We start from the raw sequence: 24,767 nt of genomic DNA on the forward strand, positions 1-24,767 counted from the left end.
CGATACAGATAACATGTTCTGTACTGGTTCAGGAAGGGATACAGATGGCGACGCAAGACCGCACGCAGACGGGCCGGGTGATGGCGGGCATCCGCTCGCGGATCGCCACGCGGTTGCTGTGTGCAGGCGATCGCCTGCCCTCGGTCCGGCGCAGCGCGGAGAGCTTCGGCGTCTCACCGGCGACGGTGGTGGAGGCCTACGACCGGCTTGTCGCCGAAGGGCTGATCGAGGCGGTGCCGCGTTCCGGCTTCTTCGTCAGCCACCTTGCCACCGCGCCGCAGAGCCCGTCCGCCCAGACGGCGGGGCGCGACCATGCCATCGATCCGTTCTGGGTCTCTCGCCAGTCGCTTGACAGTCCGGCTGCCAGCGACCGTCCCGGCTGCGGCTGGCTACCGGCGGACTGGCTGCCGCACGCGGCGCTGCAGAAGGCCCTGCGCGAAGTGAGCCGGCAGCCCGGCGCACTGGCCGCCTATGGCACGACGGCGGGCGATCCGGTGCTGCGCCGCCAGATCGCGCTGCGGTTCGCGGGCGAGGGGCTGATCTGCGATCCGGGGCAGATCCTGCTGACCGGTTCGGGCAGTCACGCCATCGACCTGATCTGCCGCCTGCTGCTGCGTCCCGGCGATGCGGTGCTGCTCGACGATCCCTGCTATTTCAATTTCCAGGCGCTGCTCGCGGTCCACAAGGTTCGCACGGTCAGCGTGCCGTTCGGCGAGACCGGCCCCGATCCCGAGGTGTTCGAGGAGATCGTCGCGCGCGAGCGGCCGCGCCTCTACATCACCAATTCCAGCCTGCACAATCCGACCGGGGGCACGCTCAGCCTTGTCACCGCGCACCGGCTTCCGGCGATAGCTGCAGCGCATGGCATGGTCATCGTCGAGGACGACATCTACGCCGATTTCGCTCCCGGCGCGCCGACGATGGCCGCGCTCGACGGGCTTTCGGGCGTGATCCGCATCGGCAGTTTTTCCAAGACGCTCTCGGCGGCGCTGCGCTGCGGCTATATCGCCGCGCGGCCCGAATGGATCGCGGCGCTGACCGACCTCCAGCTGGCCACCAGCTTCGGCGGGCCGGATGCGCTGGCATCGGGCGTCGTCAGCCATGTGCTGGCCAGTGGCAGCTACCGGCGCCACATGGAGGACCTGCGCCGCAGGCTTGTCCCCGCGCGACGGCAGATGGCCGCAAGGCTGGCGCAGATTGGCATCGTGTCGCAGGGCGATCCCGGCGGCGGCTATACCCTGTGGTGCCGCCTGCCGACCGGCACCGACGGTGCCACGCTCGCCCGCGCCTGCCTTGCGCACGACGTGATTCTGGCGCCGGGCAACGTGTTCAGCCCCAGCCAGAGCGCCAGCGGCTTTGCCCGCTTCAATGTCGCACAGACCAGCGACCATGCGCTGGGCGTGATCGCGACAGCTTTATCCGAAGCACGCTGCTAGGGTGAGCCAGGCAGAGCGGAAGAATCCGAATGGCCTGCAAACGCCCCATGGCAGACGTTTGCGTCTTTTGTCATGATCGCATTATGAAGGCTTACATCATCGACCCGTCGTTTGAAATCTTCGGCCAAGAGAGCGAGCGCACGACGGCTGCGGTCAACCTCATCGCAGACATCGTGCTCGGCTGTTTGAGGCGAGGCGGCGATAGCTTCCACTATTCCGCGGTGTGGACGAATCCCGGAGAGGAGGCGGGTGTGTCGTGGAGCGAGGATGTCGCAGTTCCGCATGTTATCCAACTGGACACGACAGAGTCCCTGCGCGGGTGGCTGCGTCGATCCGTTGATCCGAACAACGCTGGCGGCGGCGATGTCCGCTCAATCGCAACGTGTCGTGCCGTTACATTCGGCTATGACGGGCAAGCTCTTCTCTTGCTGCGGCACGAGGATGCGCCGCCCACCTCTCCTGACCCGTCGCTCGCCGTGGTCGCCGAGCGTCCCGATTTAATCCGGGACACAGACTGGTTCGATGGTTGGGTCAGAAGTGCCCCTGAGATCGTGAACGACAGCTAACCACCCTCTCTCACCCAGCGGATACCATCTCGTCTACGCCGCCTGAGGGCTTGCAAAGATCACCGGTTCGTCGCCCGGTGCCCATGCCGGTACGCGCAGCATGACGGTGGCGAACAGTGGTGCGGCGAGGGCGTCGGCCAGCCAGCGCTGGACTTGCGGGAGGGGTTGCGCGGCAAACCATGCGGCATCGACGGCGGCGAACTGGCGCACGAAGGGTATCAGCGCGGCATCGGTGAACCCGCGTGTCTCGCCGTCGAGGAACGGCGCGGCGCCGAGCCGTGCCTCCAGATCGGTGAGGAAGGCCAGCCCCCCGGCGCGATGCATTGCGGCATCGGCATCGTGCCGCTCGGGGTACTTGTAGCGGTCGAGGTCGTGCTTGAAGGTGCCGTCGTTGCGGGCGGTCAGCGCCTCGTTCCGGCGTTCCAGCCAGTGCTCGGGGTCACAGGCTTCGAGCGCGTGATCCATGATGTCGAGGCTCTGTTCGAGCACCGCGCCATCGGGCATCACCATCACCGGCACGGTGCCCTTGGAAGAGGCCGCCAGCATCGCCTCGGGCTTGGCCGATAGCTTGATCTCGCGCAGTTCGCAGGCGAAACCGGAGACCGCCAGCGCCAGCCGTGCCCGCATTGCGTAAGGGCACCGGCGGAAGCTGTAGAGCACCGGTAGCGTCATGCTCAGCCCTCTTTCGCCGCCGTCATCAGGCGGAAGGCGGTGCCCATCAGGCCGGTGACTTCGGCCTCGCTCAGCACGTATTGCGGCTCCCAAGAGAGGCCGGTGCGCTTCGCGCCGCGCCAGCGGTCGGCATAGAGGCCCTTGCCCTGGCCGAACGTCAGATGGACATGGCGAGCAAGCTCGGGTGGACATTCGGGCGAGGCGGCCAGACGGAACAGGGCGATGTCGATTACGTGGGCACCGGCCATGACCCACAGGTGTCCTGCAAAGGCGGGTTCGTCCTGAGATAACACAGCGGGGCCGTCGAACGGCTGGCGATCGCCGATCACCGGCACGCCATCGAGGCTGAGCGTGCCTGCGACCAGTTGCACCGGCGCGCCCAGCCGGCGTTCCAGCTGTACGGCGAGCGCGGCGCTCAGCGCTGCCTCGTGACCATGGCTGCCGGGAAAGACCTTGAGCAGCGCGGTTGCGGTAGTGGCGATCGTGGCCTGATCGGCCTCGCTCCAGCGCCAGCCCTTGAACGCTTTCGCTGCGGCCCAGCCATGGCTTGCCGCGACGCGCTGGCTGAGCTGGAGGAGGTCTTTGGCTGGCTGCATGGAAGGCTCGATCTTGGAAACGGGATTGCGCGCCTCTAGCCGACGCAGCGCGTCGCGCCAAGCGAAGGCGGGGCACGATGAGTCGGGCGTGCCGATCCTGGCCCAGCGCCTCGGCAATCTGCGTAAAATCGGGAACACTCCGAAATGGAGCGTTCAAAAGTGCATGTTGCGGCCTTGCCGCAGAGGATTGCAGCGCGATGGCCAGAGCGCTGGAGCCACGCAAAACCCTCATTTGCGCCCCTTTGCAGGCTTAATCGCGCTCCAATGCTGTTTCCCTAGTGTGTGCCATGGACATTCCGTCACGGGGGTGGGGCCAGTGGTTCAGTTGAGAGGACAAGAGCGATGATGACGCCAAGAATTGCACCCCGTGCCGTCCTGCTTCTCGGTGCGGCCTGCCTGATGCTGTCGGCCTGCGAATCCTCGGGAAGTTACCGTGTCGCAAGTGTCGGTTCCACCGGGGCGACCGGATCGAATGGCTCGAACGGCTCCGATGGGGCTAACGGTTCCAACGGGTCGGATGGATCTAACGGCTCGAATGGGTCCGATGGATCGAACGGATCGAATGGTTCCAATGGTTCAAACGGGACTGGCCTTGGCCTGACCAACGTGATCGCGACCGGCGGTCTGGTCGGCTCTGGCGGTGTCGCCGGCACGGGCCTGCTTGCCAACACCGGAGATCTTGGCAACATCAATCCGGTGATTTCCACGGTCGAGGTGAAAACCGGTCAACTGGTCAACGTGGTTGCCGATCAGGGGCTGAAGCTGGCCGAGGTCGTCGATGCCGCAGATCCCACCGGCAGCAATCTGGTCGGCACGGTGATCGGCGTGGTCAAGCAGACCGGCGTGGCGCTGGTGCAGACCGGGCAAGGCCAGCAATATCTGGTCGACGGGCTGACCGCCGCACCGGGGCAGCTTGTCAACGTGACGATCGGCCAGACCGCTGCGATCGGTTCTGCCAATGTTACCCCGGCGATCCAGGCCAGCCTGCTTTCGCCCACGCAGGCGAACGGATCGCTGTTGACGGTGGGCGTTGCCAGCAACGGCAGTCTGCTTACCATCGCGCCGGGCACCAACCTGCAATCGGGCACGCTGCTGGGCAGTGCGTCGGGCACGACCAACCCGGTCGGCGGTGTGCTGACGGCGGTGACGGGCGTGACCTCCACGCTCACCTCCGGCCTGTCGGGAACCAGTGCGACAGCGGGCGGCAGCGCTTCGGCGGGAGGCACTTCGGCCACCGGATCGCTGACGGGCACGCTCACTGGCGTGACCGGTGGACTGACGGGTGGGCTGACCGCGACCAGCGGCACCACGACAGGGACCGGAACCGGCCTCGTCGGCACGACACTCAATACCGTCGGCACGGCTGTCGGCAACACCTTGGGGGCGCTCAGCGGCAGCCATTGAGGCCTGCCGCTTGACGTTTCCTGCTGCGACCGGTCCTTTCACGGGCCCTTCACCCCCCATCCCGCCCGCGCCAGGGCCGGTCGCACATCCTCTTTCCCGAACAACGGGATGCTCCTGATATGCCCTATCCTTACCGGCACCGCGCCGCGCTCTGCGTGGCAGGCGGCCTGCTCCTGACTGCGCCACATCCCGCCACCGCTGCGGCAGCTCTCCAGCCCGGCGGGGCGATAGCCCAGCCCGGTCCGCTGGCCCCGACCGGTCGCGATCGTATTGACGTGCCGCAGACCCCGCTGCCCGTCGCTACGCCGAAACCGGCCGAGCGTGTGGAATCCGGTGGACGCCCGGACGTGACGATCCGCGAGATCCGCTTCATCGGTCCCGGTGTGCCGCGCAGCGTGGCGAACACGGCGCAGGGCTTCGTCGGGCGCCCGGCCTCGACCGCGACGCTCAAGGTCCTCGCGGCTGCGATGAGCAAGGCTTATGCGAAATCGAGCGTTGCGCTGTTCACGCTGGCCATTCCGCAGCAGGACTTTGCCGGCGGCGTGGTGAAAATCGCCATCGCCGAGGGGCATATTTCCGGCGTCACGATCCGGGGCAAGATGCGTGGGGGCCAGAAAGGGGGCGGGAAGATCGGCGGTCGACCAACCGAACTCGTCAAGCGCATCGTCGAGCCCTTGCCGCACGCCCGTCCGCTGACCCGTGCGCGCTTCGAGCGGTCGGTGGGGCTGGTGCAGGATATTCCGGGCCTGAAGGTAAACTCGTCGCTGACGCGGGCGAGCGATCCGGGCGGGGTGATGCTGGATCTCGACCTGATCCCGGCCCGCCCCACGCTTGGCTTCGGGTTTTCCAGCCGCACCGCGACATATGTGAAGGGCGGCGTGTTCACCGGCACCGGGCGGGCCTACAGCGTGCTGACGCCGGGCGATGCGCTGACGGTGAATGCCACCGCTTCGGCCGATTTCAGGCAGTTGCGCTATGGCACCGCGGCCTACTCCGCGCCGATCGGGGCCGACGGCCTGACCGCCAGCGTGACCTATGCCCACCTCGACACCAAACCCAAGGGCACCGACATCACCGGCAATGCCGATGCGGCGGGCGTGCAGCTAAGCTATCCCTTGATCCGCTCCGCGCGGCGCAACCTGACACTGGCAGGCGGTGTCGATTTCCTCGATTCCAACAACGCCAGCTTCGGCTCGACCATCGCGGCGGAGCGCACGTTCGCGGCCAAGGCCTCGGCGCTGTGGCGGATGAACGAGACGCACTCGGTGCTCGCGATACAGGCCGGGATCACGCAAGGCTTCGATCCCGGTTCCGCCCATGTCGACCCGCTCGTCGGCACCGATCATTTCCGGTACTACGACGTGGCCGGAGAGGCCGTGCGCGTGGTCGGCAAGGCGGTGGTCGTGCGGGTTTCGGGCAAGGCGCGCTGGACCGGCGATCCGCTGCCCGCCGCGCAGCGCTTCACGCTGGGCGGAGACACGTTCGGGCGCGCTTTCGACGACGGTTTGCTGAACGGCGATCGCGGTTATGCAGGGTCCGGCGAACTGGCGTGGCTGCCCTTGCAGAAAAGCTCCAAGGCCTTCGGCGCGAGCGAGCTTTATGCCTTCATCGACTATGGCAGCACCACCTATCTGGAGCGCTACCCCTACCTCAAGACGCGGTTGACGCTGGGCAGCTGGGGCGGCGGTGTGCGGGTGGACTGGAACCGCCGTGCGAAGCTGGGCCTCGAACTCGCCAAGCCGTGGAACCTGCCGGTGCCCGGCTTCGACAACGACTGGCGCGTGCTGGTCAGCTGGAACCTGTCTATGAAGCAGTGAGGGGATCTGCGCGCGTGACGAAAGGGCGCGCTTCCAGTAGGCGGATCAGGTGAAAGCCGGGGTAGTCGGCCCAAAGGTAGTGTTCGCGCCCTTGATTCCCCGCAGCGTGCCGGTAGTACACGTTCCAGTAGCTGGCGATCCTCCGTTTGATCGTGGCCCAGAACGTTTCGTTATCCGCGATGCAGGCACGCAGCATCTGTTCGAGGTCCGGCGACATGGCGTTCGATATGTCTTCCAGTATCTCGACGATATATTCTCCCATCAGCAGGATGAGGAACGGCGCTGCCCAGGGTTGAGGAGCCGCGAGAAGATCGCGTGCCGCGCGCTGGCGCTCGAACCCGTCGTTGCTGCGGGTTTGCAAGGCGCGGAAGAGAAGCCAAGCCTTGTCGTTCGTGGAGCCGTTTGCGGATAGCGGACCGTCGTCAGCCCTGAAATGCAGGCGGGCCGGAATCAGGATCGTTTCCGTCCCGTAACGAAGCGGAACGAACTCCGTCCATTGGCGAGGTGCGAAGAGCTCTGCTGCTGCTGCACCGGCTTTCTGGGCCGGAATTTCATAGGCTGCGGGGAACGCCGCGACGAGCATCGCGGCCTCGACAGTTGTTCGCATTTCCTGCTTATGCATGCTGCATTCCCTACCGAGGATGCCGCTTGGCCAGCGCGATGCCGGCGAGGTTCTGCTCGCGCTTGATCCAGCGGATGCGGGCCGGTGCGCCGTTTCTGGCCAGCGCCAGCAGCTCGGTGGCATGCGGGTTTGTCGGGATACCAGTGGTGAGCGCAAGGTTCGCCTTGTCGATGATCTCGCGGGCGTCGCCGATCAGTTCCACGTCGGTGAGGCCGAGGTTCTGCGCGAGTTCCAGCGCATGAAGGAGCGCGCGCCATTCGGCGCCGCTGTTGTCGGCAGGCGTGGAGTCATCGAACAGATGGACCTCGCCGCGCACCACTACTGCGGCCTCGGTCGGCCCCGGGTTGGGGCGAGCGCCGCCGTCGAAGAACACCTTTACCCTGCGCCGCGTCATCGTTCACATCCCTGCCGTCTCGCGCCGATCCTTAGAGGAGGTGCGAGACGGAAGAAAGCCGGGGCCAGTGATCAGAGCCAGCGATCAGAACTTCGCGCCTGCCCGGATGCCGATCATGCGCGGCGTGGTCGGCACGATGTAGGTGCGCTGGGTGCAGACGCCGCAGGCGATATACTTGGACAGATCGCCGCGCACGTCGAACAGGTTGGAGACGAAGAACTCCAGCGAATAGCTCGACCACTCCGATCCCACCGCCAGATTGACGAGGCCATAGGCCTTGAGCTTGCCCTCTGCCTCGGCATAGGCGACGCGCAGGTCCGGCGTAGCCGAGGTCTGGAACATGCCGTTGAGCTGACCGTAGACCTTTGCCTCGCCCATCGGCACGGTGTAGCGCGCGGTTGCACTGGTCTTGAACTTGGGCGTGATCGGCAGGCGCGTGCCCGCAGGCGCATCGATCGAGTTGCCATCGCCTGCACAGGTGAAAGTGGCATCGAAGGTCGAGCACAGGTTCTGGCGCGTCTTGGCATCGGTATAGGCGGCCGACCAGTTGACCGTCAGTGGTCCGTTGCCCGCCGCCACGTCCAGCTCGGCGCCCCGGATGCGCGCATTGGGGCCGTTGGTGATGATCGTGAAGCTGTTGGGGCCAAGGTAGCTGAACTGGAAATGCTGCCAGTTCTGCTGGTAGATCGCGCCGTTCAGGCGCACGAGGCCGTTCAGCAGCGTGGTCTTGAAGCCAAGCTCGTAGTTCACGAGATAGTCGGGCTTGTACGATCCGAAGTCTCCGCGCCGGTTGATGCCGCCGGGCCGGTAGCCCTTCGACCATGTGGCGTAGAGCATCACGTCGCGGCTGGGTTTCCATTGCGCGTTGAAGCGGTAGGTCACGCCGTTGCCCTTGGCGGTGACGGGTTTGACCGTGCCGTTGTCGTAGACGCCGAGGTTGGTGCAGGGGCTGCCCGAGACGACGCCCGGCAGCAGCGTGGTCGATCCGCTGCCGGCGGCCAGATTGTCGTACAGGCGCCCGCCATCGTCGGTAAAGCACTGCACCGCGCCGGTTTTCGAGGAGCCCGCGCCGTTGTAGGGCGAGGCGGTATAGTCGTCGCCCGGATTGCGGCCAAAGCCGTAGAAGCCGATCAGCGAGTTGTCATAGCGGAATACGCGCCCGCCCGCCGTCAGCGTGACCGTGGGCGTCACATCGTAGCTGACTTCACCGAAGGCGGCATAGTCGCGGTCGACGCGCTTCTGCTGGGTCAGCCACAGGGTGCCCGGCCAGCCGTTGACCGAAAGATCGGGGGCCAGATTCGCGATCTGGTAGTCCTGATGGATGAAGTTCGACTGGCGCTGATAGAACAGCCCGCCGACGAAGCGCAGCGGCGCGTCCGCCGGAGAGGCGATGCGCAGTTCCTGGCTCAGCTTGCGGAAGTGATCGGTGCCGACCACCTTTTGGCGCGGGTCGATCGTGTTTCCGGCAGCGTCCTGATAATAGAAGTAGTTCGCGAGACCGCCGACCGACTGGTACAGCGAATCGTAGGCCTCGGCATAATCGGTATAGTCGCTGACCTGCAGGTCGCGGCGATCGAGATAGGCGCCCGAATAGGTAAGATCCCACGAGCCGATCTTGCCCTCCACGGTCAGCGCGGCCTGCGTGAAGTGATCGTTGCGATATTCGTCGAAGAAGCGCTGCGTCTCCAGCGGGCCGACCGAAGGATCGTAGCCATAGGAGCCATGGCTCTTGGTCATCTGGTACATGACCGTGGGCGTTACGGTCCAGTTCTCGTCCAGATCGATCTTCAGCGCGGCGCGGCCGCCGTAGATCTCTGTATCGTTGTAGTTTTTCTTGACGAACTGGTCGTTGTTGACGCTGATCCCGTCCTTCAGGCAGCCATCGACATTGCCGTCGGCATCGGTGGTGGCTGTGCCGCAGAAGGTGCGCGTACCCGCCACGTTGTTGATGTATCCGGCGTCGCGCTGATACCAGCCGACCACGCGCAGCGCGACGTTGGAGGTGAGCGGGGCATTGATCATACCCTCCAGCTTGCCGCCCACGCCGCCATGGTCGACCGAGTTCACCTCGCCATCGACGCGACCATAGAAGCCTTTGAAATCAGGCTTGTTGGTGATGATGCGAATGGTGCCGGCCTCTGACGAGGCACCGTAGAGCGTGCCTTGCGGACCGGACAGGCTCTCGATCCGGGCGACATCGTAGATGTGGACGTCCAGATTGCCACCGATGGTCGTCACCGGCTGCTCGTCGAGATAGACGCCCACCGAAGGCAGCGAGCCCGAGTGGTTGCCGTCCCCACCCGAAGCAACACCGCGCATGTAGACGACATTGGTGCCCGGCGTGCCGCCCAGCGACTGGAACGTCACCGAGGGCAATTGCTGGACGTAGCTGTTGAAGTTCGAGACGTTGAGTTCGTCCAGCTTCTGCGTGGACAGTGCCTGGATCGAGATCGGCACGTTCTGCAGGTTTTCGCTGCGCTTCTGCGCGGTGACGATAATGACGGTATTGCTGGCGTCGGAGTTGCTGGCGGGCGTCGCCGGGGCCTGCTGGGCGAACGCGGCGGGCGCGGTCAGCGCCGAGCTGGCAAGGACGACGAACTTGACTGCACGCGACACCGAACCCCGCATTAAAGCCCCCTCAAATGCTGTGCGGTGAAGGTCTCTTGCAGCGCAGCAATCGTCAATCGGGGCTGCTAATTATGCGTTATAATCGGCAATCAAAGTGACATAATTATCACGTTTGTGGCGCATCAGGGTAATATTCCAAAACATCACCAAGGGCGCTCCGCAAGGGTTCCAGGTGATGCGCGAAGGCCTGCCAACCTTGTGTTCCCTCACGATAAATCGGGCGACGAACCTGCTCGGAACTGGCGGTTCTGACGGCTCTTTGCGTCTCGTGGAAGGCGAGGCACGCGGGCTCGAACGGCAGCCCGCAGAAAGCCAGCAGGGCGCGCACTTCGGCTTCGGTATCGTCCACCATGCGCTCGTAGATGACGCGGTGCACCATTTGGGGTGCCACGCGATCGAGATGGGCCATCAGCCGCACATAGTCGGCATAGTATTTCCCCATGTCGGCAAGGTCATAGCTGAAGCCCTGACCGCGCGCGAAATGCTGCTTGAAGTTGGAAAAGCCGCAACTCATCGGATGGCGCCGTGCGTCGATGATCGTCGCGTTCGGCAAGATCACCCGGATGAACGGCGCGTGGACCCAGTTGTTGGGCATCTTGTCAACGAACAGCGGCCGGTCGGTGTGGCGCTGTACGCGAGCGCGGGCGAGATAGTCCTCTCCCAGAGCGCGCCGCGTCTCGGGCGAAAGATCGGCAAGACCTGCGGGATAATCCGGCACCTGCCGCGCCAACATGGCGATGTCCGCCAGTTCGCTGGTGCCCTCGACCTGCGAATGGCTGGCGAGAATCTGTTCCACCAGCGTCGAACCTGCACGCGGCATGCCCAGCACGAAGATCGGATCGGGCGCGGGACATCCACCTTCGGCGGCCTGCGCGAGCAGTTCCGGCGTGGCAAGGGCGATGGTGCGATCGACTTGCGCGGTGGTCTCTTCCGCCTTGTAAGGGATACGCTTTCTTCGCAGGGCATTGGCCGCAGCATAATGCGCGAAGGCCGCATCCGCTTGCCCGCGTTCCTCCAGCGCCTTGCCGAGCGCGAAATCGAGGTGCCAGCGGTCCTCTGCCGTCAAATCCTGCTGCGCCAGAGCGTTACGCAGCGCGGCCAGATCGTCCTCGTCGAAGCGCACGGTCTTGAGGTTGGCGAGGCTCCACCACGCTTCGCCCAGCGCCGGGTGCAGCGCGATGGCGCGGCGATATGCGGCAATGCCCTCGTCCTGCCGCCCGACCGTCTTGAGCATATGGCCATAACTCATCCATACGCGCGGCTGGTCCGGTATTTCGCGCAGCACCCGCTCGTAAAGCGCCAGTGCGTCCTCGAAGGCGCCGAGGCGCCCGAAAGCGGCGGCCTGCAGGTTGGCGTGGCCGACTTCGTCCGGCTCTTCCAGATTGACGCGCGCCAGTTCCTCCAGCGCCTCGCTCGCGCGGTTCGTGCGATAGAGCACCAGTGCCAGATTGGCGCGCGCGGGCGTGAAGGAAGGGGCGATCTCCAGCGCGCGGCGTAGCAGGTTCTCCGCATCGGTATAGCGCCCGATGCGACCTGCAAGCTCCGCCATTAGCCGGATCGCGCGCACGTCGAAGGGATCGTCCTTCAGCAGTGCGCGCAGCAGCGGCTCGGCGCGGGGCAGATCGTTTGCATGCATGGCCGCGCCCGCCGCGAGCAGGCGCGGATCGTAGCGATGGGGCGCGATTGAGGGCGCGGTCATGCGATTTGAGCGATGTCGCCGCTTACTTCGACAGCTCGGGGATCAGCGTCAGGAAATAGGTGACGCCCGGCGTGATATCGACCAGCGGCAGGCGCTCGTTCAGCCCGTGCGAGAAATCGTCCGAGGCCTTGATGAAGAACGGGCTGGCACCATAGCTGTCCACACCCAGCGCACGGAACCACATCGAATCCGAGGCGCCCGAGGCCTGCACCGGGAAGATCGCCACATTCGGCCAGGCCTTGGCCATCGCCTTGTCGACCGCCGCGGTGAAGTCCTTGCGCATCGGCGAGGCGGGCGAGGCAACCGAGAAATCGCCGGTCGCGTCTGTCACCTTGATCGCCGGATCGGCGACGACCTTCTGCAGTTCGGCCATGATCTCCTCGCGCGTATGGCCGGGGAAGATGCGGCAGTTGATGTTGGCGGTGACGCTCTGCGGCAGCGCGTTCAGCGCGTGCCCGCCGTTGACCATGGTGGCAACGCAGGTGGTCGAGACCTTGCCGACGTTTTCCGGCTCGGCGCGAAGCACGGCGAGCGCGGCTTCGTCGTTCGGGTTGGCGGCGATCGCCTTCATCGCGGCGGCGGTCTTCGCATCGGTCTCGAACTTCGCGGCGTTTTCGAAATAGGCCTTGGTGATCGCGTTCTGCTCGGGCGCGAAGCGATAGGCGCCGATCCGTTCGAGCGCCTGTGCCATCTCGACGATGGCATTCACCGGGCGCGGCGCCGAGCTGTGGCCGCCGGGGTTGGTGACGGTCAGCGTGTAGTCGTTATAGGTCTTCTCGGCGCCGTCCCAGTTCCAGAACAGTGGCTTGCCGGTCTTCTCGTCGAGCATGCCGCCGCCGCCGTCGATATTGATGACGAGGTTCGCGTTCGACAGCTTCTTGGCGATGATCGCGCTGGTCTTCATGCTGGTTTCCTCGTCTCCCGAGAATTCCAGAATGATCGTGCGCTTGGGTTTGTAGCCCGACTTGCGCAGCTCGATCAGCGCAGCGGCGGTGACGGCGGCGCTGGTCTTCATGTCGCTGGCGCCGCGTCCGAACAGATAGCCGTTCTCGACGACCGGGGTGAACGGGTCGCGCTCCCAGTCCTTGGGGTTCGCCGCCACTACGTCGAGATGGCCCGAGATGACCAGCGGCTTGAGCGACGGGTCGGACCCCTTCCACGTTGCGATCATGTAGGCGGTATCGTCCACCGGCACGACCTCGATATCGGAGGCGGCCCAGCCGCCCGCGATCAGCGCGTCGCGAAACAGGTTGTCGGCATCGATGGTCTTGTTGTCCGGCCCTTCGACCGAGCGGATGGCGATGGCCTTCTTCGCCAGATCGAGCGCCTGCGCATCGGCTGCCGCATGCGAAGAGGCCGCCTGCGCGCCGCTGGCAAGCGAGGTCGAGGCGATGAGCGTGGCAGCGATCAGGGGCAGGCGGGAAAACATCGGCGAGTGTCTCCGAAAAAAGGAACGGGCGCGAGGCTACCGCGTTCGCGCGCGTTGGCAATCGGAAAGCATTGCATCTGCGTTACCGCAATGCAGCACCGCGCTTTTGCGGTAACAGATGCGGACCGTGAGGGGGGCGGTCGAGAGCGAGCGTCAGCCCTGCTCGGTCTCGATCAGGTTGACCCCGTGGCGTTCGCAGGCGGCGCGCAAGGTCGGGTCTTCGATATGGTCGGTCACGAAGAAGTTGATCGCCTCCATGCCGCACACGCGCACAGGCGCCGAGCGGCCGACCTTGGTGCTGTCCGCGACCAAAATCACCTTGCGGGCATTGCGGATGATGGTCTGCGAGACTTCCACTTCGTCGATCGCGAAGTCGAGCAGGCTGCCGTCGGTGTCGACCGCCGAAATGCCGATCAGCGCGTAATCGACGCGGAAGTTCTCGATAAAGCGCATCGCCAGAGCGCCCACCACTGCGCGGTCGCCGGTACGCACCTTGCCGCCGACGCTGACCAGTTCCATCGCCTTGTGACCCGAAAGCGTATCGACCACGTTGAGGTTGTTGGAGATCACCATCAGGTTGCGGTGATGCGCGAAGTTTGCAGCGACCGCCTCGGTGGTGGTGCCGATGTTGACGAACAGCGAGGCGCCATCGGGGATCAGCGCGGCGGCGGCGGCGCCGATCCGGGCCTTGGCATCGGAGGCGACCACCTGTCGCGCGCCATAGGCGAGGTTGTCGACGCCCGAGGTCACCAGCGCTCCGCCGTGCACGCGCGACAGCAGCGCCTGCTTGGCGAGGACGTTCAGATCCTTGCGGATGGTCTGCGGAGTGACGGCAAGCCGCTCGGCCAGATCCTCGACCATGACGCTGCCCGCACTGCGCGCGATCTCCAGAATGCGCGCGCGCCGGGCCGCGACGATATCGCCGTCCGGCTGTTCCGTTGCTGTCGTCATTCCCGCTCCCCTGATCCCGCGCATCGTCCTGCTCCTAGAACGAGGGCGCGGGCTGGGGAAGGGGGATCGGGTCAGGTGCGGCCTGCAAGGTAGGCGTTGATGGCGTCCTGCGTGCCCGCGGGGACGTGCAGGCCCAGCTTCGAGCGGCGATAGAGAATGTCCTCGCCGCTGCGCGCCCATTCGGCCCGGACCAGATAGTCGATCTCTGCGGCATGGAGCCCGCCGCCGAAGTGGTGGCCCAGATCCTCGGGCGTTTTCGCGTCGCCAAGGATTTCCGTGGCACGAGTGCCATAGGCGCGGGCGAGGCGGCGGAGCAGCTTTTCCGGGAAGCCCGGATAGCGCACGGCAAGGTCGGCGACGAAGCGCTTGAAGTCCTTGCCCGGCAGATCGCCGCCCGGTAGCACCGCGCCTGCCGTCCAGGCCGTATCGGCCTTGGGAAAGACTTCGGCGACATGCTGCATCGCGTGCTCGGCCAGCTTGCGATAGGTGGTGATCTTGCCGCCGAAGATGCTGAGCAGCGGCGCCTTTCCGTCTTCCGTCTTTTCGAAATCGAGCACGTAGTCGCGTGTTACGGCAGAGGCATTGGCGGCGTGATCGTCATAGAGCGGGCGGATGCCGGCATAACTCCACACGATGTCTGTCGGCGTTACCTGCTTTTCGAAATAGCGGTTCGCGGTTTCGCACAGGTAGTCGATTTCCGGCTGGCTGATCTCGGCCTTTCCGGGCTCTTGCGTCCAAGGCTCGTCGGTGGTGCCGACCAGCGTGAACTCGCCTTCGTAGGGGATCGCGAAGACGATGCGGCGGTCCGGGTTCTGCAGCATGAAGGCGTGGTCGCCTTCGTAGAGCTTGGGCAGGATCATGTGGCTACCCTTGACCAGCCGCACGCCGCGATCGTTCTTCGCGCGCCCGATCCGGCCGAGCACCTTGTCGACCCACGGCCCCGCCGCGTTGATCATCATCTTCGCACGGACCTGACGGGTCTCGCCCGCTTTCGTTTCCAGCGTGGCGAGCCATTCGCCGTTTTCGCTGACGGCATCGGTCATGCGCGTGCGCGTCTCGATCCGGGCGCCGCGTGCGGCGGCGTCCATGGCGTTGAGCGCGACGAGGCGGCTGTCTTCCACCCAGCCGTCCGAATAGACGAAGGCCTTGCCCTTGTGGGCGCCCTTCTGCGGCTTGAGCCCCGCGCCGCGCGGGCTGCGATCGAGGTTGATCGTCTCGGTGCCGGGCAGTTCCTTGCGGCCGCCGAGGTGATCATAGAGGAACAGGCCAAGGCGCACGATCCACGCCGGGCGCGGCGAAAGCGACTGCGGCAGCACGAAGCGCAGCGGCCACATGATGTGCGGCGCCATGCCCAGCAGGCGCTCGCGCTCGATCAGCGCCTCGCGCACCAGCCGGAACTCGTAGTATTCCAGATAGCGCAGGCCCCCGTGGATCAGCTTGGTCGAGGACGACGAGGTGTAGCTGGCCAGATCGTCCTGCTCCACCAGCAGCACCGAAAGGCCGCGCCCGGTGGCGTCGCGCGCAATCCCTGCGCCATTCACGCCGCCGCCGACGATCAGCAGGTCGTAGGTCTGTTCGGCCTGTGAAGAGCTGGGAACTGGCGGCTGCATTTGATCTTCTCCCATGGTGCGACGGTCCGGGCGCGTCATCGCTGTCAGGTTTCGACTCTGATGGAACTCGAAGGCTCCACTTTCGTTTCAGAAAATATGCTCGCCAAAACGAAAATGCAAACGAAAGAGTTGACGCAAATTCGAAAGCGTGTGCAGATGGCATCCGCGTGAAACGAAAAACGACGTCGAATCGTTGAGAGAGGATCGAAAGTGAACAAGCACCGCGCGCTGATCGGCGAGCTGATATCCGAAGCTCTGGCCGTCGCGATCATCATCCTGATCGGCGACAGCGCCGCTGCCATGATCACTCTCTACGATCCCAGTCCTTACGCGCAGGCCTATTGGGGCGTGTGCATCGCCTGGGGCCTTGGCGTGACCATGGCGATCTACGTTACTGGTTCGGTTTCGGGCACGCATGCCAACCCGGCCGTCACGCTGGCGCTGGCGTTCTATCGCGGTTTCCCCAAGAGCAAGGTGCTGCCCTACTGGATCGCGCAGATCGTGGGCGGCTTCATCGGCGCCGCGCTGGTGCTCCAGCTCTATCATCCGGTGATCGATGCCTACAACGCGCTGCACCATGTGACCCGTGAGGCAGGTGGTGCCGCAGGCGTGTTCTTTACCCATCCGGGCGAACATGTTTCGGTCATGCACGCGTTCTGGGACGAGGTGATCCTCACCGGCATGCTGCTGCTAGGCATTTTCGCGATCACCGACGAATTCAACGAAGTCGCCCCGAAGGCCAACTCCAGCGCGCTGATGGTGGGCCTGCTCGTGGCTGCGATCGGTGCCTCGGCGGGCTATCTCGAAGCCTGGGCGCTGAACCCGGCGCGCGATTTCGGTCCGCGCCTGCTGGCGTTCGTGGCCGGGTGGGACCAGTCCGCGTTCCCCAGCCCCGGCGCCTACTGGTGGGTGCCGATTGGCGCGCCGCTGCTCGGCGGTGTGCTCGGCGCGGGGCTGTACCAGATTGCCGTAAAGCCCTACCTGCCCTCGCGTCGCAACCGTCAGGCAGTGGGTCAGGACGCCGAAATCGGCGCCTGATCCGAGTATTTGAACGAACGAAACGCCAAACGCGCTAAACGAAAGCCCCTCGGAGAGTCTCCCATGTCCCAGCCCCAACATATTCTCGCCATCGATCAGGGCACGACCTCGACGCGGGCGATCGTGTTCGACAGCGCTGCGCATCCCATCGCGACTGCGCAGTGCGAGTTCGAGCAGCACTATCCCGACCTCGGCTGGGTGGAGCATGAGCCCGAGGATATCTGGCGCGATACCGTGAAGGTGGCGAAGGATGCCATCGAGCAGAGCGCCGTCGGCGTTTCGGGCATTGCCGGTATCGGCATCACCAACCAGCGCGAGACGGTGGTCGTCTGGGACCGCCAGACCGGCAAGGCGATCCACCGCGCAATCGTCTGGCAGGATCGCCGCACCGCCAAAGTCTGCGCCGAGCTGAAGACGCAGGATGGCGTCGAAAGCGAAGTGCGCCAGCGTACCGGCCTGCTCGTCGATCCCTATTTCTCGGGCACCAAGCTCGCTTGGATCCTCGATAACGTGGACGGCGCTCGGGCGCGGGCGGAGAAGGGCGAACTGGCCTTCGGCACCATCGACAGCTTCCTGATCTGGCGCCTGACCGGCGGCAAAGTCCACGCGACGGACGTCACCAACGCCGGGCGCACGATGCTCTACAATATCCGCGAGCAGCGCTGGGACGAGGAAATGTGCCGCCTGTTGCGCGTGCCGATGCAGATGCTGCCCGAAGTCCACGACAACTCGTATCGCTTCGGCGTGACCGACAAGGCGCTGCTCGGCGCCGAGATCCCCATCGCGGGCGTTGCGGGCGATCAGCAGGCCGCACTGTTCGGGCAGGCCTGTTTCGACGTCGGCATGGCCAAGTCCACCTACGGCACTGGCTGCTTCATGCTGCTGAACACCGGCTCCGAGGCGCTCGATTCGCACAATCGCCTGCTGACGACGCCCGCCTATCGCCTGAATGGCGAGATGACCTATGCGCTCGAAGGCTCGATCTTCGTGGCGGGTGCGGCGGTGAAGTGGCTGCGCGACGGCATCGGAGTGATCACCCATGCTCGCGAAACCAACGACATGGCAACCCAAGTTCCCTCCAGCCACGGCGTTTACATGGTCCCGGCCTTCGTCGGCCTTGGCGCGCCGCACTGGGATCCGGACGCGCGCGGCGCGATTTTCGGATTGACGCTGGGCGCAGGCGCGGCGCACCTCGCCCGCGCGGCGCTGGAAGCGGTTGCCTACCAGACGATGGATCTTGCCAAGGCGATGGTCTCGGACGGCGGCGAGGCACCGGCCAAGCTGCGCGTAGACGGCGGCATGGCGGCGAACGACTGGCTGTGCCAGTTCCTGGCGGACATGCTGGAGGCTCCCGTCGAGCGCCCGGTTCATCTTGAAACCACGGCGCTGGGTGCGGCCTTCCACGCAGGGCTTGCCACGGGCGTGTGGCCCGATCTCAAGGCGCTGTCGGAAACCTGGACGCAAGGGCAGCTGTTCGAACCGAAGATGGGCAAGTCCGAACGCGACACGCTGATCGCCGGCTGGCACGACGCGGTGCGTCGCACGCTGAGCCACCCCTGAGGGCCACTCTGACGACGACGGCCAGCGGTTTCAGGCTGCGCCGTTGCCGTCTGCTGTGTACAGAGAGGCGGCATGGGGAACCGGCGCCTCTCCTGCCAGACACACCCGGTCGCGACCGAAGCGTTTGGCGCGATAAAGGGCGGAGTCCGCCTGACGCCAGGCGATGTCGAGCGGTTCGGCTCCTGCGTAGGCAGCGAGCCCGAAGCTGGCGGTGACGCGTTGGTCGTCGGGCAGTTCGGAATGGTTGCTCTGCGCAAAGTCGATGCGCAGGCGATCGCAGATCGCCCTGGCTTCGGCGAGCGGGACGCCGGGAAGCAGTAGCGCAAACTCTTCGCCACCGATGCGCGCTGCAGGCATCGTGCCGGCTGCCAGCAGTGCGGCAAAATTGCGGATCACGCCATCACCGGCAAGATGGCCGAAGCGGTCGTTCACGGCCTTGAAGCGGTCGATGTCGCAGATCACGATGCAGCCAGCGGTGCCGCGTCTTGCAGCGGCGAGGCGCTCGAAGGTCTCGCGGTTGTAGAGCCCGGTCAGGCCGTCGCGTTCGGCCCTGCGGCGATAGTCGCTCATCTGGCCGCCGATGATGCGGGCAAGCAGCAGGAAAACGCTGGGCGGCGTCAGCGTGCCGACGAGCAGCATCAGCATCCGTTCGACTGTCGCGCTCTTGACTGCGAAATAGTCTGCGCCATGCGGAAAGATGAAGGGAAACAGCACGATGCGCGTGATGAAGATCGCGGCCAGCGAGGCGACGATGATGGAAAGGATCGCGTCGGTCAGGTGCCTGTCGGGCCGTCGCCAGAGCCGCGCACCGGCATTGAACAGCGCCAGTGCGCAGCCGACCTGAAACGGGATCGCCTGGACCACGAAGGGAATGCCGCTTCCCTGAAGCGCCAGCGTCATGGCGGTGAGACCGGCCACAATCCCTGCCAGTTTCCTGTCCCAGCCCGCGCCACCGGTCGCGAGGCGCACGGCCTGCGCGAAACACAGGTAGGCGGCGGGAAGCGCGCAGATCCCGCCGATCTGTTCGAACCCGGTGCCATGGGAAAATACCAGAGTGCAGGTCTCCAGCGCGGCGCAGAGCAGGGCGCCTGCCAGCCATGCGATCGCGCGCTGGCCCCGGATCGAGAGGAATACGCACAGGCACAACAACGAAAGCGACGCGAACAGTCCTGCATAAAGCAGTCCCAGATTCACCGTTGTCGCCATGCTGCCTGCGTCACCCCACTGTGTCCCTTGGGGGAAGCCCCTAGGGGATTATGGTTAACAAGTCTCTAGGCAGGCGGCTGATTTTTGCGATTTTTTACTTAACGATCGGGCCGGAGGTCATGCCGGGAGAGTCGGGTAAGCGATTGTGATCACTTCCCATTCCTTCTCGCCGGAGGGCAGTCGCACGATCCGCAGGTCGCTCACGGACGCGCCGCGCAAGGCGCGGGTTATCGGGGCGCTCCAGCCGATCCGCCCGGCAGAGGCGTCCTGTTCGTCATCGCCGACGATGGTCAGGGTCATGCGCTCGTCGTCCTCGTCGGCCAATTCCACGGTGGCGCCGAAGAACACCTTGCCGCGTTCGGTCTGGTGGGAAGGGTCGACCACGCGCAGGGCCTTCATGCGGCGTGCGAGGTGGGCAAGCTCGCGGTCGATCTCGCGCATGCGCTTGCGACCATAGAGGTAGTCGCCGTTTTCCGAACGGTCGCCGTTGCCCGCCGCCCACGAGACGATCTCGACGATGGCGGGGCGCTCGGTGCCCAGCAGGTGGTCGTAGCGCGCGCGCAGCGCGGCCATCCCGGCAGGGGTGATCGGTGGTCCGGCGGGTTTGGAAGGCAGGCTCATGCGGGGGCGCTCATGGCAGGAAAGGCGCGGCAGGGGAAGCCGATGGACGAGCTTCCCCTGTCCGTATCCCGTTTGTTCGGGCCCTCTTACCCAGGTGAGCGCTTGCCGATGGCGTGGCTGAGCGGGTTGGAGCCGCGATACTCGGCGCGATCGGGGTAGATGTTGTCGTAGTCGATCGCGTTTTCCATCACCCGCTGGACGTAGTTGCGCGTCTCCGAGATCGGGATCTTCTCGATCCAGTCGATCCAGTCGACCGACCCGGTGCGCGGATCGCCGTTGGCGCGCAGCCACTTGTTCACATTGCCAGCGCCTGCATTGTAGGCGGCGACGGCAAGCGGGGTGGAGCCCCCGAAGTAGTCCATCAGGCGCCCGAAATAGGCATCGCCCAGCTGGATGTTGTACTGCGCATCGGAGACCAGACGGCCCTGATCGTAGCTGAGGCCGAGCTTGCCCGCCTGCTCGCGCGCGGTGGTGGGCATCAGCTGCATCAGCCCGCGCGCCCCTGCATGGCTGAGCGCGTTCTGCGCGAACTGGCTCTCCTGCCGGATCAGCGCATGGTCCATCGTCCAGTTGGCGCCCTGCGGCACCGGGATCTGCGGATAGGCGATCCGCCCGAAGCTGCCCAGCCCTTCGGTATGCGCCGACTGGCCCATGATGACCGCAAGGTCGCGGCGTCCGGTCTGGCGGGCAAGGTCGGCCACCAGCGAGTAGTCGTCCTCGTCCTGCGCCTGATTGGAAATCTCGCGGAAGAAGCGCACCGTCGTCTGCCAGTCGCCATCGCGGGCAACGTCGCGAACGGCGGCGGTGATCGGCTTGGCATAGAACGCGCGGCGCTCGGCATCGCTGGGGCTGGCGTGCGAGACGGTGGCGAGATTGGGCATCGAGCGCCCGATCCGTTCGAGCGAAAGCTGGCCGTAGAAGTATTCGGGATAGCGCGCGGCCATCTCGAAATAGCGCATTGCGCCCGAACTGTCGCCGCCCTGCGCGGCGGCGCGCCCGGCCCAGTAGAAGCCCTTGGAGCGCGTCCCCGGCGTCTGTGCGGCGGCGCCGTAGCGATAGAACAGCGGCGCGGCCCGGCGCGGATCGTTGAGGTTCCACAGCGCCTTGGTGCCGCCCAGCCACATCAGAGAGGTGTAGTCGTCACGCACCTTGAACGACTGCCGGGAAACATCGGTGCCGGGCGCGAAGCCGTCGTCGATCGAGGCGGCGATGCGGACCGCGCTCGAATCATCGGCGCCCTTGGCGGCGATCAGCAGTTCGTGGACCCACTGGTCCGGCTCGGCGACGGGCGTGGACAGCTGCGGGCGGTTGGCGAGCAGCGAAATCTCGCCGGCAATATTGCCCTGCTTGCGGGCCTGCACGGCGCGGGCATAGACATAGCCGCCGTCGCGCATCGGATCGCCGCCCAGTTGCAGGCCCAGCGTGCCGGGCGAGGAGCCCTGTACGATCGACAGCCGCTCCATGAACAGGTTGCGCTTGGCGGGCGAGGTATAGGCGATCTCGCGAGAGGCCTGATCGGTCTGCCCCTGCCACAGCAGCTGGTCCATCCGTTCGTCATGATCGGCCTGCGTCAGCGCCGAGCCCCAGCGCTGGAGGATCATCGCCTCGTCGGCAGGCAGCAGCGTGCCCTGCCGCCATGCATCCACGGCCTTCTGGCGCGCGTCCGAGCGGTTCATCAGCGTCAGCGCCACGGCATAGCGCCCGGCGGCCTTGCTGGTGAGCGGCGGGAAGCGGTCGAACAGGCTGACCAGCGACTGCGCGCTGGGCTGTTCGGTGTTCAGCGCGTTCTCGGCATAGGTCCGCAGCCGCTCCTCGAACGGGTAGCCGGGATAGCTGATAAGGAACCCGGCATAAGCGGCAAAGCCCATGTTCGGGCTGGAGGTCAGCTGGCGCCAGCGGTCGACCGACTGGTGCGCGGACAGATCGTGGTCCTGCGCCGCCTGCGCGCGGGCGGCATCCCAGTCCGAGGCCGTCATCACCGGCGCACCGCCGCTGGTTGGGGCGGGATAGCTGCTGGAAGGGTAGGCGCTGGGCGCGGGCTGATAGGTTTGCGCCGGATAGGTGGAGGAGGGATAGGTCGTGGGCGCCGGATACGTCGCGGTCTGGCCTTCGACCACCGGCTGCGAGACGATCGGCGTGCCGTTCGCGGTGCGCTGTGCCGTCTGGCTGGGATAGGCGCCCGGCAGCAGGCTGGTCGGCTGCCCGGTCGCGCTTCCTGAGGGGTAGGCGCTGCTTTGCGCCTGTGCGGAGGTCGCGACCAGAGCAGCGCACGATCCTGCCGCCATCAGCGCGGAAAACGTTGCGATTCTTGCCGAAGAAATGCCCGTCATCTGCTTCCTCGTCCCTTTTGTGATGCGCAGCACGCTGGACATTTTGGGAAAAGGCTCCTTATCAGGCGCTGAACCGTGGTCCGGCGCGGGGGCTCCTTGCCCCTTGTTGGTGTCACGTCGAATTGAACATCTGAACGTCAGCAGAGGTAAAGTCCATGTTCTCGGGCTCCATTCCCGCACTTGTCACGCCGTTTCGCGACGGAGCGTTCGATGAGCAGGCCTTCCGGCGGCTGGTCGACTGGCAGATCGAATCGGGATCGTCGGCGCTGGTGCCCTGCGGCACCACCGGCGAAAGCTCCACCCTGTCGAACGCCGAACATCACCGCGTGATCGAGGTCTGCATCGAGCAGGCGGCGGGCCGCGTGCCGGTGATCGCGGGCTGCGGCAGCAACGACACGATGAATGCCGTACTGCACATGACGTTCTCGAAGAAGTGCGGCGCGGCTGCCGCGCTGGTCGTTGCGCCCTATTACAACAAGCCGAGCCAGGAAGGCCTGCTGGCGCACTTCTCCTATCTTGCCGAAGCGGTGGACCTGCCGCTGATCCTTTACAACGTGCCGGGGCGCACGGTGTCCGATCTCAAGCCCGAGACGGTGTGCGAGCTGGCGCGCCGTTTTCCGGACAAGATCCTTGCGATCAAGGACGCCAGCGGCGACCTGTCGCGCGTGACCGATCACCGCATGGGCATTTCCAAGCAGTTCACCCAGTTGTGCGGCGACGACGAGTTGGCGCTGCCGTTCAACGCGGCTGGCGGCGTGGGCTGCATTTCGGTGACGGCGAACGTCGCGCCTGCGCTGTGCGCGCAGTTCCAGGCGGCCTGCGCGGCCAACGATCTGGAAGAGGCGCGTCGCCTCAACGACCTGCTCTATCCGTTGCACTACGCGATGTTCGAGGACAGCTCGCCGGGGCCGTGCAAGTATGCGCTCTCGAAGGTGTTCGAGGGCATTCAGAATGAGCTGCGCCTGCCGCTCGTGCCCTGCAACCAGACCGCCCGCGATGCCGTGGACAAAGCGCTGGTCCACGCCGGGCTGATCTAAGATCGCGGTCGGGGCGGGGGAGAGCCTTCCCCGGCATCTCGCATCCGCCGGATTCGCGCCATTTCCTTTTCGGCGGCCAACGCCTACATGGGCCATAATCATGGCAAGACCGCAGCACTCCACGTTCGACAAGAAGAAGACCGTCGCCGAAAACCGCCGGGCGCGTTTCGAGTATCACATCGAGGATGTGTTCGAGGCGGGCATCGCGCTGACCGGAACGGAAGTGAAGTCGCTGCGCTTCGGCGAGGGCTCGATTGCCGAGGCCTATGCGGAGATTCGCGGCGGCGAGGCGTGGCTCGTCAATGCCAACGTGCCCGAATTCAGCCACGGCAACCGCTTCAACCATGTCCCCAAGCGTCCGCGCAAGCTGCTGCTGCACGAGCGCGAGATCGACAAGCTGCACGGCGCGGTCGAGCGCAAGGGCATGACGCTGGTGCCGCTTTCGGTCTATTTCAACTCGCGCGGGCGGGCTAAGGTCGAACTGGCGCTGGCCAAGGGCAAGAATGCCGCCGACAAGCGCAATACCATCAAGGAACGTGACTGGAAGCGCGAGCAGGGCCGCCTGATGCGCGACCACGGATGAGCACGCTGTCGCAGCGCCTGATGGTATGGGCGCACCGCCAGATGCCGACGCACGAGCAGCTTGCTGCCAATCGCTTCACGGCGCCACTGGCCCGTCGCCCGGCGCTGTTCCGCTTCACCCGCCGTTCGGTGCCGCGCGGCGTGGCGGTGGGCATGTTCGTGGGCATCTTCGCGCTGATCCCTGGCGTGCAGATCGTCGGTTCGGCGCTGATGTGCGTGCCGTTCCGCGCCAATATCCCGATCGCGGCGGCGGTGACGTTCATCTCCAATCCGCTGACGACGCTGCTCATCATCCTTCCGGTTGCCGTCGCCATCGGCAACGCTTTCGGCTTCCATGCCGATGTCGATACGGTGCGGATGATGGTGAAAGAGGGCGCGGGGGTGGACGTGTGGTGGCGCTGGCTGTGGTCTGACACCGCGCCTGCCATCGTGCTGGGCCTGCTGATCGAATCGCTGGTGGCGACGTTCGTGAGCTACTTCGCCGCCGCTGTCGGCTGGCGCCTGTGGATCGCCCACAAGCTCCGCCACCGCGCCGCGCTCCACGCGCAGCGGGACGCCGCTTGATACCG

General features: G+C 65.5%; 21 protein-coding genes. 9 read left to right on the top strand and 12 right to left on the bottom strand.

Annotated features, from left to right (window positions below; genetic code table 11):
• The first annotated feature begins 44 nt into the window (after positions 1-44).
• Both AC3EC3_RS14330 and AC3EC3_RS14335 read left to right on the top strand, forming a co-directional pair.
• A complete protein-coding gene (locus AC3EC3_RS14330; RefSeq protein WP_488490280.1) occupies positions 45-1,436 on the top strand; it encodes an aminotransferase-like domain-containing protein in 1,392 nt (463 codons plus the stop codon).
• Positions 1,437-1,519: 83 nt separating this feature from the next.
• Positions 1,520-2,002, top strand: a complete 483-nt coding sequence (locus tag AC3EC3_RS14335) for a hypothetical protein (RefSeq protein WP_488490281.1) — start codon at positions 1,520-1,522, stop codon at positions 2,000-2,002.
• Positions 2,003-2,035: 33 nt separating this feature from the next.
• Here AC3EC3_RS14335 and AC3EC3_RS14340 read toward each other — a convergent pair whose 3' ends face one another.
• Together AC3EC3_RS14340 and AC3EC3_RS14345 are read right to left on the bottom strand one after the other, a co-directional pair.
• A complete protein-coding gene (locus AC3EC3_RS14340) occupies positions 2,036-2,674 on the bottom strand; it encodes a glutathione S-transferase N-terminal domain-containing protein (protein ID WP_488490282.1) in 639 nt (212 codons plus the stop codon).
• A 2-nt stretch (positions 2,675-2,676) separates the two neighbouring features.
• Entirely contained in the window at positions 2,677-3,270 is a 594-nt protein-coding gene (locus AC3EC3_RS14345) for a hypothetical protein (RefSeq protein ID WP_488490283.1), read from the bottom strand.
• Positions 3,271-3,612: 342 nt separating this feature from the next.
• On the opposite strand from AC3EC3_RS14345, the gene AC3EC3_RS14350 reads away from it, so the two are divergent.
• Together AC3EC3_RS14350 and AC3EC3_RS14355 are read left to right on the top strand one after the other, a co-directional pair.
• The gene (locus AC3EC3_RS14350) at positions 3,613-4,674 is read left to right on the top strand and encodes a hypothetical protein (protein ID WP_488490284.1); all 1,062 of its coding nucleotides are present in this window, start codon (positions 3,613-3,615) and stop codon (positions 4,672-4,674) included.
• Positions 4,675-4,793: 119 nt separating this feature from the next.
• Positions 4,794-6,491 (top strand): ShlB/FhaC/HecB family hemolysin secretion/activation protein, encoded by a 1,698-nt coding sequence (locus AC3EC3_RS14355; protein WP_488490285.1) that lies wholly within the window; start codon positions 4,794-4,796, stop codon positions 6,489-6,491.
• Here AC3EC3_RS14355 and AC3EC3_RS14360 read toward each other — a convergent pair.
• The 7 genes from AC3EC3_RS14360 to AC3EC3_RS14390 form a co-directional block, all read right to left on the bottom strand.
• Entirely contained in the window at positions 6,478-7,113 is a 636-nt protein-coding gene (locus tag AC3EC3_RS14360) for a hypothetical protein (RefSeq protein ID WP_488490286.1), read from the bottom strand. The two genes, AC3EC3_RS14355 and AC3EC3_RS14360, sit on opposite strands and share 14 nt — an antisense overlap.
• A gap of 10 nt (positions 7,114-7,123) precedes the next feature.
• Positions 7,124-7,507, bottom strand: a complete 384-nt coding sequence (locus AC3EC3_RS14365) for a reverse transcriptase-like protein (RefSeq protein WP_488490287.1) — start codon at positions 7,505-7,507, stop codon at positions 7,124-7,126.
• An 84-nt stretch (positions 7,508-7,591) separates the two neighbouring features.
• On the bottom strand, positions 7,592-10,123 hold the full coding sequence (locus tag AC3EC3_RS14370; protein ID WP_488490288.1) for a TonB-dependent receptor: 2,532 nt from the start codon (positions 10,121-10,123) through the stop codon (positions 7,592-7,594).
• Between the two features lie 118 nt (positions 10,124-10,241).
• Positions 10,242-11,834: a sulfotransferase family protein gene (locus AC3EC3_RS14375; protein ID WP_488490289.1), complete on the bottom strand. Its 1,593-nt coding sequence runs from the start codon at positions 11,832-11,834 to the stop codon at positions 10,242-10,244.
• A 22-nt stretch (positions 11,835-11,856) separates the two neighbouring features.
• Positions 11,857-13,263 carry a M20/M25/M40 family metallo-hydrolase gene (locus AC3EC3_RS14380; protein WP_488490290.1) on the bottom strand — a complete coding sequence of 469 codons (1,407 nt, stop codon included), beginning with the start codon at positions 13,261-13,263 and terminating at the stop codon, positions 11,857-11,859.
• 153 nt (positions 13,264-13,416) lie between these two features.
• Positions 13,417-14,214, bottom strand: a complete 798-nt coding sequence (locus AC3EC3_RS14385) for a DeoR/GlpR family DNA-binding transcription regulator (protein WP_488490291.1) — start codon at positions 14,212-14,214, stop codon at positions 13,417-13,419.
• 71 nt (positions 14,215-14,285) lie between these two features.
• Positions 14,286-15,824 carry a glycerol-3-phosphate dehydrogenase gene (locus tag AC3EC3_RS14390; RefSeq protein ID WP_488490292.1) on the bottom strand — a complete coding sequence of 513 codons (1,539 nt, stop codon included), beginning with the start codon at positions 15,822-15,824 and terminating at the stop codon, positions 14,286-14,288.
• Between the two features lie 210 nt (positions 15,825-16,034).
• Between AC3EC3_RS14390 and AC3EC3_RS14395 the strand changes: the two genes are divergently transcribed.
• Both AC3EC3_RS14395 and glpK read left to right on the top strand, forming a co-directional pair.
• A complete protein-coding gene (locus AC3EC3_RS14395) occupies positions 16,035-16,862 on the top strand; it encodes an MIP/aquaporin family protein (protein ID WP_488490293.1) in 828 nt (275 codons plus the stop codon).
• 63 nt (positions 16,863-16,925) lie between these two features.
• Positions 16,926-18,422, top strand: a complete 1,497-nt coding sequence (gene glpK / locus AC3EC3_RS14400; RefSeq protein ID WP_488490294.1) for a glycerol kinase GlpK — start codon at positions 16,926-16,928, stop codon at positions 18,420-18,422.
• A gap of 30 nt (positions 18,423-18,452) precedes the next feature.
• Here glpK and AC3EC3_RS14405 read toward each other — a convergent pair whose 3' ends face one another.
• The 3 genes from AC3EC3_RS14405 to AC3EC3_RS14415 all read right to left on the bottom strand — a co-directional run bounded on the left by AC3EC3_RS14405 (position 18,453) and on the right by AC3EC3_RS14415 (position 22,579).
• Positions 18,453-19,628, bottom strand: a complete 1,176-nt coding sequence (locus AC3EC3_RS14405; protein WP_488490295.1) for a GGDEF domain-containing protein — start codon at positions 19,626-19,628, stop codon at positions 18,453-18,455.
• Between the two features lie 117 nt (positions 19,629-19,745).
• On the bottom strand, positions 19,746-20,249 hold the full coding sequence (gene greB / locus AC3EC3_RS14410; RefSeq protein ID WP_488490296.1) for a transcription elongation factor GreB: 504 nt from the start codon (positions 20,247-20,249) through the stop codon (positions 19,746-19,748).
• An 86-nt stretch (positions 20,250-20,335) separates the two neighbouring features.
• Complete coding sequence (locus AC3EC3_RS14415) at positions 20,336-22,579, bottom strand: lytic transglycosylase domain-containing protein (protein ID WP_488490297.1); 2,244 nt, start codon at positions 22,577-22,579, stop codon at positions 20,336-20,338.
• A gap of 155 nt (positions 22,580-22,734) precedes the next feature.
• Between AC3EC3_RS14415 and dapA the strand changes: the two genes are divergently transcribed.
• The 3 genes from dapA to AC3EC3_RS14430 all read left to right on the top strand — a co-directional run bounded on the left by dapA (position 22,735) and on the right by AC3EC3_RS14430 (position 24,762).
• Complete coding sequence (dapA, locus tag AC3EC3_RS14420) at positions 22,735-23,616, top strand: 4-hydroxy-tetrahydrodipicolinate synthase (RefSeq protein WP_488490298.1); 882 nt, start codon at positions 22,735-22,737, stop codon at positions 23,614-23,616.
• Positions 23,617-23,716: 100 nt separating this feature from the next.
• On the top strand, positions 23,717-24,199 hold the full coding sequence (smpB, locus tag AC3EC3_RS14425; protein WP_260928728.1) for an SsrA-binding protein SmpB: 483 nt from the start codon (positions 23,717-23,719) through the stop codon (positions 24,197-24,199).
• Complete coding sequence (locus AC3EC3_RS14430) at positions 24,196-24,762, top strand: DUF2062 domain-containing protein (RefSeq protein ID WP_488490299.1); 567 nt, start codon at positions 24,196-24,198, stop codon at positions 24,760-24,762. Before smpB ends, AC3EC3_RS14430 begins: the two co-directional genes overlap by 4 nt.
• The last annotated feature ends 5 nt before the right edge of the window (positions 24,763-24,767 follow it).

This window comes from Novosphingobium sp. BAM6 (assembly GCF_057784955.1).

Excerpts from the sequence above, each read along its gene's own strand:
- AC3EC3_RS14350 (WP_488490284.1), top strand. The coding sequence starts at position 3,613 with ATGATGACGCCAAGAATTGCACCCCGTGCCGTCCTGCTTCTCGGTGCG.
- AC3EC3_RS14335 (WP_488490281.1), top strand. The coding sequence starts at position 1,520 with ATGAAGGCTTACATCATCGACCCGTCGTTTGAAATCTTCGGCCAAGAG.
- greB (WP_488490296.1), bottom strand. The coding sequence starts at position 20,249 with ATGAGCCTGCCTTCCAAACCCGCCGGACCACCGATCACCCCTGCCGGG.
- AC3EC3_RS14355 (WP_488490285.1), top strand. The coding sequence starts at position 4,794 with ATGCCCTATCCTTACCGGCACCGCGCCGCGCTCTGCGTGGCAGGCGGC.
- AC3EC3_RS14390 (WP_488490292.1), bottom strand. The coding sequence starts at position 15,824 with ATGCAGCCGCCAGTTCCCAGCTCTTCACAGGCCGAACAGACCTACGAC.
- glpK (WP_488490294.1), top strand. The coding sequence starts at position 16,926 with ATGTCCCAGCCCCAACATATTCTCGCCATCGATCAGGGCACGACCTCG.
- AC3EC3_RS14430 (WP_488490299.1), top strand. The coding sequence starts at position 24,196 with ATGAGCACGCTGTCGCAGCGCCTGATGGTATGGGCGCACCGCCAGATG.
- AC3EC3_RS14330 (WP_488490280.1), top strand. The coding sequence starts at position 45 with ATGGCGACGCAAGACCGCACGCAGACGGGCCGGGTGATGGCGGGCATC.
- AC3EC3_RS14340 (WP_488490282.1), bottom strand. The coding sequence starts at position 2,674 with ATGACGCTACCGGTGCTCTACAGCTTCCGCCGGTGCCCTTACGCAATG.
- dapA (WP_488490298.1), top strand. The coding sequence starts at position 22,735 with ATGTTCTCGGGCTCCATTCCCGCACTTGTCACGCCGTTTCGCGACGGA.
- AC3EC3_RS14375 (WP_488490289.1), bottom strand. The coding sequence starts at position 11,834 with ATGACCGCGCCCTCAATCGCGCCCCATCGCTACGATCCGCGCCTGCTC.
- AC3EC3_RS14345 (WP_488490283.1), bottom strand. The coding sequence starts at position 3,270 with ATGCAGCCAGCCAAAGACCTCCTCCAGCTCAGCCAGCGCGTCGCGGCA.
- AC3EC3_RS14365 (WP_488490287.1), bottom strand. The coding sequence starts at position 7,507 with ATGACGCGGCGCAGGGTAAAGGTGTTCTTCGACGGCGGCGCTCGCCCC.
- AC3EC3_RS14380 (WP_488490290.1), bottom strand. The coding sequence starts at position 13,263 with ATGTTTTCCCGCCTGCCCCTGATCGCTGCCACGCTCATCGCCTCGACC.
- AC3EC3_RS14360 (WP_488490286.1), bottom strand. The coding sequence starts at position 7,113 with ATGCATAAGCAGGAAATGCGAACAACTGTCGAGGCCGCGATGCTCGTC.
- AC3EC3_RS14405 (WP_488490295.1), bottom strand. The coding sequence starts at position 19,628 with ATGGCGACAACGGTGAATCTGGGACTGCTTTATGCAGGACTGTTCGCG.
- AC3EC3_RS14385 (WP_488490291.1), bottom strand. The coding sequence starts at position 14,214 with ATGACGACAGCAACGGAACAGCCGGACGGCGATATCGTCGCGGCCCGG.
- AC3EC3_RS14415 (WP_488490297.1), bottom strand. The coding sequence starts at position 22,579 with ATGACGGGCATTTCTTCGGCAAGAATCGCAACGTTTTCCGCGCTGATG.
- smpB (WP_260928728.1), top strand. The coding sequence starts at position 23,717 with ATGGCAAGACCGCAGCACTCCACGTTCGACAAGAAGAAGACCGTCGCC.